The organism is Gelidibacter algens (assembly GCF_001678675.1).
Lineage (GTDB): Bacteria > Bacteroidota > Bacteroidia > Flavobacteriales > Flavobacteriaceae > Gelidibacter > Gelidibacter algens.
The window spans coordinates 22,200-34,795 of record NZ_LZRN01000043.1; the positions used below are offsets into that span (position 1 = coordinate 22,200).

Below are 12,596 nucleotides of genomic sequence, written 5' to 3' on the forward strand. Positions count from 1 at the left end.
CTCTTTTAAATAGGCCTGCAAGATACCACAATTAGATTTTTTAGAAAAAGGGATTCACAATGTTTTGTGACAACTTTGGATGACCTGTAGTTTAATTAGACAAACTTCTGACTAGCATGGATTGTGACCATTCCGAGGTTTAGGAAAGAAAATTTGATTGTAAAGCAAGACTTAATGATAGCGAGAATCATGCATCTTTTCTCTTTAAGCAGCGTCCTCTTGGCTCATCACTTTCATGGAGGACAACTTCCGAATGTAAAAACTGTGCAGCGGCTGCTGAATCTTTCACTTTGGAGGCACTGCGTTTTAACATTTCTGCTTCAAAGGCAGTTAATACACTTTTTCTTATGCCAACTGCTCTCCATTGAGATAAGGGTTTGCATCCTCTTGTAATCTCCCGAGCCAGCACCAACGCATCCAATAAAGCTTGATTGGCTCCTTGTCCTTTAAATGGGCTCATGGGGTGAGCCGCATCACCGATGAGCGTGACTGGCCCAGCTTTCTCTAATAATTCTGACTTGAGTAATTCTCGGTCATACACGGGATAGCCAGAAATTTGCGTTTCTAGGGTAGCCGCTACAATTTGAGGAATGGGAGTGTGCCACTGCGTTCTACGACATGCTTCTTCTTTGAGTTGTTGAGGTCCTTGGGCACTCAACGCTTGAGCCTCTTGTTCTGGCATTGGGAAGCTCAATTGCCACATCACCGAGTCTGAGTCATAGGGCATCACGTAGATGCGCTCATGGCCATTCGCAGTCTGAAAAACCGTGGCCGAGTCTAGCAAAGAACTGTCATGACCTTCGAGAGCCTCCAAAGGACAAATTCCCAATATCACCATGCAGTTCAGGTAACGCAAAGGGGTACTTTCTTCACCAATCAGCAAGCTTCGCACCGTACTGCGAATCCCATCGGCCCCAACCACAAGATCTGCTTTGACGCTCTTCATCTTCCCATTCACTTGAAAATTAAGAGCCACTCCTTCATCCTTACAGTCTTGAAAATCCACCAATTGGTGTCCCCACTGCACCGCATCATGTCCGCCGAGTTGCTCCAACAGCGCTAAGCGCAGAGACTGTCGTGCAATATGCACATTGGTACGCTTTGTGAATGGTGTCGATTCTTGCTCCATCCATTTTCTCATTCCCCATTCCCCAATCACTTTACCATCGGTCGTATGGACCACATGCCGTGTTGAAATCACCCCTTCTTCTAAAGAGAAAATACCGAAACCCTCAATTGCCTTACTAGCTTGTTGCAATGTGAGGCCATAGCCTTGAGATCGCACATCAAAACTGCTATCACGTTCATAAATGGTAAAAGGAACCCCGCGGTGCAAGCAAGCCACAGCCAGCGCCACGCCTCCTAAACCACCTCCAATAATAGCAATGTGTGGGTAGTTTACTGAATCCGCTAAAGGCGGACTACTAGAAGGAACCAACCCAGATCCGGAACAGTTCAAGCAGGAATCTAAGTGCCTCTTAGGACGCATCGGGGCCGTCCCTTCGCCATTTGATTTTTCAAATTGTTCTAATGTCTTCTGGTAATTAAGTCGGACTTTCTTACGGAGCCTACGGCTTTTTTTGCCGTGTCCATGACATTCGGGGCACACAGTCCAGCTCGCCTTTTCATTTTTGACCTTTGTCACTTTTTCTTTGTTTATTTTGATGTAGGTTCCCACTATGTGAAATAAGTAGCCAACATACCTGTATTGTGCCAAATTGTATAATAGGAATGACGTTCATTAGTGTTATACAATTTGACGTGGCAAATTTATAGTTTTCTAGATAGCCCATACGAGATGTTATCCAGTCTTTTTCCCAGAGGACCTATTTAAGAATTATATGCAAAACTTTTTGAAGATGTACATTGATAGTTACTATAGAGTTTTGTCTTTCCGTTTATTGTTTAGCGATTTTTATGCAACACTTATTTATCAATAGCGTCAAAGCTAATTTTCACTGATCAGGTAACCTAAACAAGCGTATTATTTTTTTATTATTTTCATAACACTTTTAGAGTTTTTAACTTTAATATGGGCAATATAAAACCCTTTATTAAGATGTTCTAATGAAAGTTCTTCTACAAAATGCTGTTTTGTAATTCTTCTTCCAGATAAATCATAAATACTTATTTCATCTACTCTTTCACTTAATTTCAATATTTTGTCAAATGGATTTGGGTAACAGTTTACAGCAAAATCTGAAGCGAGATCTGGAACAGTCAAGGCTATTGCATCAGTGTCAATATCGATGATCCATAATTTTGCAGGAAAAGATATTGTTATTGGCCCAACAGAAGCGACAAATTTCTCATTTGAAAGATATAAACGATGCTTGGTTGTTGTAATTTCAAAAAGTGCAATAGCTTCTACTTGGTTGCCTAATGGAACTATATTTGATATTTTATCTGAGACTGTGCCAGAAAATATATCTAAGCTATTGTTTGGGATATTATGAATTGTAAACATAAATGGGGCATCGGTACTGCTATATCCCGTAACAAAAATCACATTACTATCAGCAGAGGTGTCCGCTCCAGTTATAAGTCCGTTTGTGTTGTAGCTGCTTACTAAAATTGCACGATGTGCTTGACCACTAGTTTTTGGAATTGCGTAAACATTAACCGTGTTGTCTACCCAGTTCTTAGAAAATATCAGGAGGTTATCATCATAGGAAATAAGTCCCTCAGCATCCCAATTATTAGTATTTAAATTTGGGGTAAAATCTGCCTGATTTGCATAAGCATATGAAATAATTTCCGGTGTAGCTGTATTGTCCGCATCCTTATAATCATCTTTTGAAATTTTATATATTTTTAAATCTGTTCTACTTCCACTGTTATTTCCAATATCAGCAATATAGATATAAGAAGCATCTTGTGCGATATCTTCCCAATCAACATTGGTAGCATTTTTTATTGTAACCGTCCTTTCTATAGCACCTGAGCTCGTATTAATTTCATATAAATTTGCGTCACCGCCACTATCATTATGAGTAATTAGCTTATTATTATAAAAAATAAGACCAGAGGTTTCGTTTAAGGTAGGTGCTTGTAGGTTTGTGATATCAGTTGCTGTTTGAGCGCTTATTTGTAATAAACCAAATAAGAGGAACATTATAGTTGATGCTTTTTTCATTTAAATGTGTATTTATTATTGCCTGATCTATTGAGATTTTAAAAATAATTTTATTGGTTTGTAGTATTTTGTTTTGCCTTTGAGTTTTGTCCAGCTATTTTATAAGGTGTTCCTGTAAGGTGTTGTTGCATAGCAACTAAGATAGCAAAAAGTGATGAACCAAAGGTTTATGTGCGAGGATTTTGAGAAAGGATAGTCAGATGATTTCGTTGAGAAGCACAGATTTTATTATTTTCTCCTGAAATACGTTATGAATGCCAATACTAAAATTATAAATCCGATTATTCCAAATACATAATACAAAGAATTCTTTTCTGATTTGAAACTACTTGCTAAAATGGAAAAAGCACAGGAAATTAAGTATAAATCGACTGGTTTTATTTTATGTATAATACTGATATAGGTTGACCTTTTTTGGGTTTATAATTAGACGGAACATTAATAACTTTTTCAAAAAAAATTCCCTTCGGCTTTTTAAAAAAGTAGCCAACATTCCTAGGCCGTTCTCCGTTTATAAGATCTGTACTTTATCGAGTCATATTCTCAAAGAAATATTTATTGAGGACACCTCTACCGTATGATCCCTAGAGAAGTACTTTGGTGAGAGATGAATGCATTTATACTTGTTTTTTATCACAGTACTATATTGTGTTTAGTGCTTTTTCTTCAATATTCTTAAAAGTTCATTTAAAATTTCGTCTTCATCGTCTAACAAATGGTCTTTGATTTCAATATCTGGAATAACACCTCTTAAATCTTCATTTCCATTGGGCCTAATAATATAGCCCTTTGGAACTTTAACTACTACTCCGGTATTAGGCAGAGAGTATGAAAATTGGGATGCATATAATGTTGGAAAATCTCCTGTTTCTTCGCCTACGATTTTGGCAAATCCATAATCTTGTATTTCAGCAGCAGCAACAGCAGACATTGAATATGATTGCCTATTAATTAAAACATATACCTTCCCTGCAAATCTCTTTTTTGAATCTACAGGTTGGTACATTTCATATTTATACTCATAAATTTTTCCGTTAGTTTCATTAAGAATTGTCTGAGAATAAAAAGTTGTAGTATCGTTGTTTTTTCGGGTATGTTGCTTCAATAAACTACTACTTTTTAACGTAAATTTTGAATGCCATTTAAAAGGTTTATCAGCAATATACGATATGAGAAAATCGCTATATTCATTATCTCCACCAGAGTTGTTACGCAAATCTATAATTAAAGTATCAATATCATTTTCTTTCAAATCGTTAAAACTGGAATCGATAAATCTTTTGTACAAATCAATTTTTTCATCGGCATTGCTACTAAACGGACCTGGATTTATGTAACCAATACCGTCTTTTAAAGAAAACTTCCGCTCTTGATTTAAAATCTCTCCTTTTCTTCTACTTTCATAATCGCCTACACTTATTGGCTTTATTGAATATTCGGAAATTTTATCCAATTCCTTAACTTCAATTTTAAAAGATTTTTGTTCTCCAAAAATCTGCCAATAAAGTCGTGGAAATGACCAAAATTCAAGTTTTGCATTCTTGAAATATTTTCTTTCGGCAGATAATTGTAAATATAACTTTTCAATAATTTTGTTTATGTCAATCCCATTAATGCTGATTAATTGCATTCCGACTTTGAGCTGATTATCGTTTGATAGATTATTTCGTATGTAAGCGTTATCATTTTCTAATGCAATTTCGATTGGAAAAAGGGTTCCATCTCTTTGTGCGTATTGGATATAGGATTGTACAGGAAAATCTATTTCAGCGTGCCCTGTATTTGCTCTTGAAATAATTTTTTGAAAAGCGTTAGTTGCCTCTAAAAGATTTAGCGAATCATTCGTTATGGTTTTTTTTATATTATCTGCATTTTCTAAAAACTCATTTCTGTTGGTAAATGCATATAAATTATAATGCGTTTGTTCTAAAGTTTTTTTTAAATAATCTATGTCATCTAAAATCTGTTGTTTTGAAAATGAAGTTTCATTCTGTCCATTCGCAGTAATTGAAATCCCTAAATACATAATAAAAGAGATAATGAGAAAGTTGTTTTTATTCATTTCTAAATTTTGACAGTTTAAATTACAGACGACTATGTTTTTTAATTGTTACTTTTTTTTTGCATTAACACAATGGTTTTGTATAAGGGCAATAAGGGAAAAATAGGGGATAATTTTCCGTTTATTACTGAACTTGGCTGAAAGGTATTAACTTTTGGGTCAAACACAATGCCCCTATAAGTTATTGCCCACAGGCTTTCCCACGTTTTGTTTTTCAGATTATCTTCTTTCTCGTTTGTCCGGATTCGTACGTTGGCAAGACATCCTATTTTGATCCCGAAGTTTCGGGATTGCTGGCGTGGTGGCTTTAGGGAATTGCAAATGTGTATGGCATTGAGCACAGGCTTATTTTGGCCCTATTTTTAAATCAAGGTCAATAAATATCCTATTACTGCTCCTCCTAAAACTATAAATGCACTATTCATTTTTTTGAAAACAAACACCACAATCAAACTTGCAACAGCAATTAAAATTGTACGCCAATCTGTTAGCGTGTCTTTTGCCATTTCCACACTAACTGCAATTATCAATGCAATCGCTGCAACATTTACTGCGTCCAAAATTGCTCCTAAGATTTCTGATTGCCGCATTTTCGGTATCAACGGATTTAATATTAGCACGAAAAGAAATGAAGGAAGAAAAATACCTATTGTTGCAGCAAGTGCACCTGTAATTCCGTTCATTTGCCAACCTATGAATGTTGCAGTAGACAAAACTGGTCCTGGCGTTATTTGTCCAATAGCAACTGCGTCAATTAATGCTTGTCTTGTTAGCCATCCGTTTGCAACTAATTCTGTATCGAGAAATGCAAATAGAACATAACCGCTACCGTAAAGAATTGCGCCAACTTTTAAGAACGTTAAGAATATTTTCAGAACACCAATTTTTGAAGGGTCGACAAGCTGAAAGAGTAATAGAGGAAAAAAGCTTGTTAAATTTCCTGTATTTTTTTTGAAGAAGTAAATACCCAAGCCAAGCAAACCGCAACCAAAAAGAGCGATTATTTCGTTCAACCCGAATAAACAGGCAACTAAAGTAATAATACCTAAAATTGCAAGTTCCGTGTTTTTACCGCTTTTTTTCCAAGTCGGAAACCCGCCATTATGATTATTGCAATAACTGCTGGTTTAATTCCGTAAATGAAAGGCTCAACTTTTGGTAATTGACCATATTGTTGATAAAGCCAAGCAAAAACAGAAGTTATAACGACCGCAGGAAAAATGAAACAAAATCCTGCAACGAAGAGCCCTTTCCAACCTGCGCGTTCGTGTCCACAATGCATTGTCATTTCAGTTGAATTCGGACCCGGAATTAAATTGGTTGCACCAACAAGGTCGAGAAAGTGTTCTTGTGTCATCCACTTTCTTTTTTTGACAACTTCATCTTCCATCATTGCGATGTGAGCTGCTGGTCCACCAAAAGCAATGCTCCCAAGCTTAAAAAACAATTTTGCAATTTCTATGAGTTCTTTGTTATTTGGCATATTGGTAAGTTTGGAATAACAATGGTGTTTTGTAAGTAAAAACAAAGCAACAAAATATAAAAATTTTTATTGTGCTATGTTACATGATCAATAAATAAAATGCCCCCTACAAAGTATATGTAGAGGGCATCTCTTTGGAACAAATAAAAGTGTGACTAATTCAAATCTATTGTACCGTTACATTAAATGTTGCTGCTATATCTGTTTCTCCACCAGCATCGCTAAGACCTGTATTTGGTTTTTTAGGTTCGTGACGTAGTGTAAACGTCAATGATCCTGAACTTGCCGCACCTGCTGTAAGCGTAAACTGTGTTCCTAAGGGATTTCCATCCCCGTCAACATTGGAATACTCAGTTGTGACATTGAGCCCACTACCAATCGTGTAAAAAAATTGGTGTTCGTCGTCAAGCTCTTCCACTTCCTCCGTAATGTTTTCTGGTGGGTTCACGGTTTCATTGAGTAGTACGATGCGACCATTGTAGGTAACTCCAGTTGCCAAGGTTCCGGAAGTAACCACAGGTGTATTGGGACCATCGCCGTCCAAATCGCGCGTTTGTAAAGTTACCGGCGTTCCGTTGCCGTTTGGTGTAAGTGTTACTGTCATAGTGGTAATTACTTCTTGTTCAACTACTGGATCTGGAGCATCATCGTCATTTGAACACGATACAAAGAATACAGTTGCAAAAATTGCAGTTGCTAAAAATTTTAAATTTCTCATAGTTTCTGATTTTAATAATTAATAATTGATTTTAAGGTTTAATAAAAAATTTCTACCCAAATCGTCTGCATAGTAGCGTAGGCGGTTTAGGTAATTTCTGTACGAGGTGTTTAATACATTGGTAATTCCAAAACCTACCGTAAGTGTTGATGTTTGGGTGGTTTTAAAATCGATGCTCGAATTAAAATTTATCAAATGGTAGGCATCGGGCGGTGTGCTTACGTCCACAGTTTCCATTGTTTCAGTTTCTGGGATAAACACTTCAAAATTATTATCAGGAAATTCATTTTGACGAAAGACATATTCGCTTTGCAATGCCAACCTTAGATTTTTGAATTCTGGATTTTGATAGACAATTTCGTTTTTGGTATTTACGGGCGGCATATTTATCAAGGGTTCATCCTGTGAACTGTCATAACCTTTTACGAGTGAGAACTGATGATTAAAACGGAAATTTTCAGCAAGAGCATAAGAGGCATCAAAATCCACTCCCAACAGTTGTGCATCGGTCTGTCTGTATTCCCAAACTTGAAAATTACCTCTTACTGTTTGCTGGATTTCTGTAGGCTCTATTACGATAAAGTCGTTAATGGTGTTTATAAACGGACTTACTGAAAAGCTGAAATTTTCGTTATCACGCTGAAGTGTCAATGACACTTTATGTCCCACTTCTGAATTGAAACGCAAATCACCCAATTCGATACGGGAAGCAGAATGGTGAAGGCCTTCGCTAAAAAGTTCGGAAGGATTTGGTGCTCGCGATGCTAATGAATAATTTAAAAACAGTTTGTACTCTTCGTTAAAATTATATGTAGCTCCAAATGTGGCCGAAGGGTTATAAAAATTGAGTTGTGGGTTGGTCAAAATCTGATTGTCTAATTCTTCCACTACTATTTCAGGGAAAAGTTCGTCATAATTACGGGATTCCCAAAAAGAGGTGCGATAGAATTTAAAAACGTCCATAAACGTATAATCAAATCGCCCACCTGCTTCCAAAAACAGATTGTCATTCAAGCGGTAATCTACTATGGTATATATTCCCAAATCGTATTTATCATAATCTGGTATCAATCTGCGCACTCCGGTATTTGGGTCTGCAAAGTTGTTTTGAAATCGGGCCATTATACCAGTCTTTAGGCTTACTGCATCGGTCAAATGCGAATCCAAGTCGAGCATTAAGGTGTGTGTGTTAAGTTCTAAATCCAACGAGGCCTTATCCCTATCTGCACCACGCCTGATATCAAATTCCAAGCGGTTGTTACGTTGAAAGTCGTATTGCAGGCTCATTTTCCCGAAGCCATCAAACCTTTTAAATCCTTTTATCCGTGCCAAATGGTGGGTGACATCTTGTTTGGGCGCGTTGATGTCGTAGGTAAAATCTTTAATGATTAGTGGTCTATCACTATTTATGGCTCTAATTTGATCCTGTGCGCCGCCTAAATGCGATGCCCTTAAAATGCCGATTTCATTTTTAAAAAGTGAATAATAGGCCTCGATGCCATAATCAAACCGATTGAAACCCGCGTGCAAAGACGCGTTACGTTCAAAAATCCCCGTATTGCTCAACACGTATTCTGGTGCTTCAAAATCGCCAAATCGTTTTAATGTTCCTTGCACGGTTGCATACCAACCACTTTGATAGCTTTTTGTCAATTGGGAAGTCAGCGAAGTACCTCGACCATTGCTTGCTCCTGTCAATAAGGTTTTTCCGTAAAGACTATCTTTAACTGGAACTTTTGAAGCTTCGGCAACAATGACACCACCCACAGCATCGCCACCGTATTGCAATACGCCTGCACCTTTTATCAAGGTAAGATTTCCTGCGGAATTGATATCAACATTTGGGGCGTGTTCTGCTCCCCACTCTTGGTCTTCCATCCGCACGCCATTGTTTATAATGACAACACGACTGCTGTGAAGACCATTAATCAACGGTTTTACAACGGTGTTTCCAGTATTGAGTGAAGAAACTCCGCTCAAACTGTTGAGGGCATCGCCCAACGTACCGCTGCTAAAGCGTTCCAATTCTTCTTTAGAAATAGTATTTTCGAGTATTGTTTTCGACTTAATGCTATAGGCCTTCCCCTCAACGGTAATTTGGTTAAGTTCTTCCAAATGGTGTTCCAATTTAAAGTTCTTGGTCGTGTTACCAGATACTTTAATGGTAAATCCTTTGGTCAGACAGAATGGATGCGATACCTGTATGGAATAGGTATCATCGCATAAATTTTTAAGAGTAAATTTACCATCGAGGTCTGTCACTACAGCTCGTTCAGAACCTGCAACTATAAGTGTTGCTCCTGCAAGTAATGACCCGTCGTGAAGGTCTGTTACTGTACCAGAAAGTGTGTTTTCACAATTTTGTGATATAGATGGAATACTGCTCAATAGCAGTATCAATAGTGCATACTTGCGCATAAAAATTCTTAATTGACAAAATGAATAAATGTTTGTTTATTAAGAAAAAATAGGCGGTGCGCGGAGTTGTGTATTGGTTATTTTAAAGGAATGTAAACGTAGGGAAGCTAAGTTTGCTTCAAACTTTAAAGGTATATTTGCTAGTACTAAGTTAGGGTATTCGGCAATATCGTAGTTGAACGATGCCAAATGGAAATCACAAATATGGCAATCAGGAACATCTTGATGAATGTGTGTAGTAACGTCCTTGCAAGAAATATGTTCGTGCCCTTCAAACATATGAACAAACTGAACGGCAGTAGGCAACATTAAAGCTACGAAGAGCAATAATGCGGCTATGTTTTTGCCAAGCTGTTTTTCAAAATCCATTGTTTGCATTATATCGAAAACGCAAAAATAAAGAATAATTGTTGGATTAGGGTAAAAATATTGTAGGAATAGATATGAGATAGAATTTTACGTACTCGATTTCAATTTATTTTGATGATTTGAGCGTTGGCAAAAGACAGCTCCTTATTATTTTGGTGCGTTGGCTTTTTGCGGTGGGAAAGAATGACAGTGCCGTTTTAGCGGTGGCGTTTTTCATAAGAATTTTTGATGTAGTTTGGGTTTTTTGTCAGTCTCGCACACGAACCATTAAAAGTACAAAACTCTGTTGGAAAATTCCCAAGCCCCGAGGCTTCGGGGTCCAGATAGTCACAGACCCAGCAATGGTCTATACACGGCTTGTAAAACGTACTTTTATCATACTTCAATTGAAATATTAACTTTTCCGCCAAGTCCTTTTTCTACAATATCAAATAATGTTTTTAAAGTCAGATTACTGCCATTATTTTCCACGCGCGAAATGTAAGTCCGCTTTTTGTCAATCAGTTCGCCCAGTTGTTCTTGAGTCAGATTTTTTTCTTCTCGTGCATTTCGTAAAAGCAAACCGATTTTGAATGATTCAAAATCTCTATCAAGTTCATCTCTGCGTTCAGTTCCTTTTTTTCCGTAAACTGTGTTCTTTATTTCTTTCCAACTTTTAGTTTCCATTGCCTTTGTTTTTTTCTTCGTAATACTCTTTCATTAATCGGACCGCTTTATCGATTTCTTTTTGTGGTGTTTTCTGCGTCTTTTTAGTAAATCCGTTCAAGAGTATAACTAACTTACCTTTGTCGAAGAAGCAAAAAACTCGCCAAATATTCGAACCTAATTTTATTCGAGCCTCAAATAGTCCTTTGTGCGTTTTCATTGGTGCCAAATATGTTTTCGGCACGTGCTGATAGGTTTCTATTAATTCAACATCTGCTCAATGAATGCCAACGTTTGGTATATGAGCTGTGGCGTGATTTAGCACGAACTTCTCCAAATAAAAACTGGCTTTGGAAAATCCGAAGATTTTCCAAATGGGCACAGACCAAGCCATAGCTTATATACAGTGTTGCCCATAGTGCTTTCCGCAATGTAGTTCAATAATCTTGTATCAAAACTTCAGTCGGAATGTTCAATTTGGCGTTTAGTTTTCTAATCATTTCCAAAGTCAGTTTGCGCTTTTTGTTCATTATTTCGCTCACTCGACTTTTAAAACCAATCATATCGACCAAATCTTTTTGTTTTAAGCCCATTTGTTCCATTCTAAAATTAATGGCTGAAATTGGGTCTGGCATTCCGATAGGAAAATTCTCGTTTTCGTAGTTGTCAATTACGATTGCAAGAATTTCTAATTCGTCGCCTTCATTAGTTCCTTTTTTGGCATCAAAGATTATTTCTAAATGCTCAAGTGCTTTTTTGTAATCCGCCTCGTTTCTAATCGGTTTAATATTCATCCTAAATTTCGTTTGCGTTAATTTTGTCATATTCGGCGTGTGTTCCTATAAATCGTATCCACGCAAGTTGGTACTCAAAATTAAATTTTACAATCAGTCGGTAATCGTTGCCTTTAATATTAAAGACAATCCGATTATCTTTCAAAATACTTGCGTTTGGGTATTCCGATTTGAGGTCGTTAATAGATGACCAATTTGAATTTTCGGTTTCACGATACCACGTTTTCAATTGAAGTTCGCAATTACCGTGCGTTTTCCAAAAATCTCGTAGTGTTCCTCTCGAAAATATTTTCACATTAATGTATTTGAAGCAAATATAATAAAAAAAGTTACCAAAATGATAACTTCTGTATTTTTTTTCAGCATTATGGGCAACGTTTATGTGTATGGACCGTTGCGTGTCTCACACACGAACCAATCCAAATATAGATAAACTTTGGGATTTTCCATTAATGTTCCAAAAAAAGCACTGACCCAGCAATGGTCTATACACGGTGTTAGCACACGGTTTATTCTTTCCTTCGCTATTATTTTTTAACTACAGAATAAAATCCGAGATAATTTTGTTTAAAATTCCAGGTTAATTATTTCCTTATAAATTCCGTTGCCATTATTCGCAATGAGTTTTAAAATAATTTTTTCAGATTGTAAGGAAGGAAAAAGTTTCGGTTTCGCACTTAAAAAACCAAAAAAAATTTCGGTTCCTTCTCCGCAGTTTTTTTCCGTTAGATTTGATTTCCGCGTATACTTTCTAATAAAATTTTGCCGAAACTTTGGTCAAGCACTGGTTTTTCAAGTGATGGGATTTATTATTGGAAGGCCAAGAAATAAATTTTCACAAGAGTAATAATTCCGCCGTTTTGGTTTTTCCGTATCTATTATAATTTCGGTGTGGTTTTTCAGTTTCTGCTCTTAAAAATCAGAAGATTTTGTTGTTTATCTGTGTTTTCTGGAGCAGACAACTGTGTGCT

10 protein-coding genes and 1 pseudogene are annotated in these 12,596 nt (G+C 36.8%); all 11 read right to left on the minus strand.

From position 1 onward, the window contains the following. Positions 1–187: 187 nt before the first annotated feature. The gene (locus tag A9996_RS15955; RefSeq protein ID WP_066437412.1) at positions 188–1,645 is read right to left on the minus strand and encodes an FAD-dependent oxidoreductase; all 1,458 of its coding nucleotides are present in this window, start codon (positions 1,643–1,645) and stop codon (positions 188–190) included. Positions 1,646–1,984: 339 nt separating this feature from the next. Continuing rightward, positions 1,985–3,136, minus strand: a complete 1,152-nt coding sequence (locus tag A9996_RS15960) for a T9SS type A sorting domain-containing protein (protein WP_083993992.1) — start codon at positions 3,134–3,136, stop codon at positions 1,985–1,987. Between the two features lie 652 nt (positions 3,137–3,788). Continuing rightward, positions 3,789–5,198, minus strand: a complete 1,410-nt coding sequence (locus tag A9996_RS15965; RefSeq protein WP_066437377.1) for a S41 family peptidase — start codon at positions 5,196–5,198, stop codon at positions 3,789–3,791. 362 nt (positions 5,199–5,560) lie between these two features. Beyond that, positions 5,561–6,681, minus strand: a pseudogene (chrA, locus tag A9996_RS15970) (chromate efflux transporter). Between the two features lie 166 nt (positions 6,682–6,847). Then, entirely contained in the window at positions 6,848–7,399 is a 552-nt protein-coding gene (locus A9996_RS15975; protein WP_066437385.1) for a type 1 periplasmic binding fold superfamily protein, read from the minus strand. 18 nt (positions 7,400–7,417) lie between these two features. Beyond that, complete coding sequence (locus A9996_RS15980; protein ID WP_066437389.1) at positions 7,418–9,817, minus strand: TonB-dependent receptor; 2,400 nt, start codon at positions 9,815–9,817, stop codon at positions 7,418–7,420. Between the two features lie 39 nt (positions 9,818–9,856). After that, entirely contained in the window at positions 9,857–10,186 is a 330-nt protein-coding gene (locus A9996_RS15985; protein WP_146608961.1) for a hypothetical protein, read from the minus strand. Between the two features lie 375 nt (positions 10,187–10,561). Continuing rightward, positions 10,562–10,852 (minus strand): helix-turn-helix domain-containing protein, encoded by a 291-nt coding sequence (locus A9996_RS15995; RefSeq protein WP_015025859.1) that lies wholly within the window; start codon positions 10,850–10,852, stop codon positions 10,562–10,564. Beyond that, complete coding sequence (locus tag A9996_RS16000; RefSeq protein WP_066437400.1) at positions 10,842–11,093, minus strand: type II toxin-antitoxin system RelE/ParE family toxin; 252 nt, start codon at positions 11,091–11,093, stop codon at positions 10,842–10,844. Before A9996_RS16000 ends, A9996_RS15995 begins: the two co-directional genes overlap by 11 nt. Before the next feature lie 175 nt (positions 11,094–11,268). Beyond that, positions 11,269–11,625, minus strand: coding sequence for a helix-turn-helix domain-containing protein (locus tag A9996_RS16005; RefSeq protein ID WP_066437415.1), 357 nt, complete (start codon positions 11,623–11,625; stop codon positions 11,269–11,271). A 1-nt stretch (position 11,626) separates the two neighbouring features. Further along, entirely contained in the window at positions 11,627–11,920 is a 294-nt protein-coding gene (locus A9996_RS16010) for a type II toxin-antitoxin system HigB family toxin (protein WP_066437403.1), read from the minus strand. Positions 11,921–12,596 lie beyond the last annotated feature (676 nt).

What these genes read in the sequence shown, in the direction of transcription:
- A9996_RS15960 (WP_083993992.1), bottom strand. Translation starts at nt 3,136, where the DNA reads ATGAAAAAAGCATCAACTATAATGTTCCTCTTATTTGGTTTATTACAA.
- A9996_RS15995 (WP_015025859.1), bottom strand. Translation starts at nt 10,852, where the DNA reads ATGGAAACTAAAAGTTGGAAAGAAATAAAGAACACAGTTTACGGAAAA.
- A9996_RS15975 (WP_066437385.1), bottom strand. Translation starts at nt 7,399, where the DNA reads ATGAGAAATTTAAAATTTTTAGCAACTGCAATTTTTGCAACTGTATTC.
- A9996_RS15980 (WP_066437389.1), bottom strand. Translation starts at nt 9,817, where the DNA reads ATGCGCAAGTATGCACTATTGATACTGCTATTGAGCAGTATTCCATCT.
- A9996_RS15985 (WP_146608961.1), bottom strand. Translation starts at nt 10,186, where the DNA reads ATGGATTTTGAAAAACAGCTTGGCAAAAACATAGCCGCATTATTGCTC.
- A9996_RS15965 (WP_066437377.1), bottom strand. Translation starts at nt 5,198, where the DNA reads ATGAATAAAAACAACTTTCTCATTATCTCTTTTATTATGTATTTAGGG.
- A9996_RS16005 (WP_066437415.1), bottom strand. Translation starts at nt 11,625, where the DNA reads ATGAATATTAAACCGATTAGAAACGAGGCGGATTACAAAAAAGCACTT.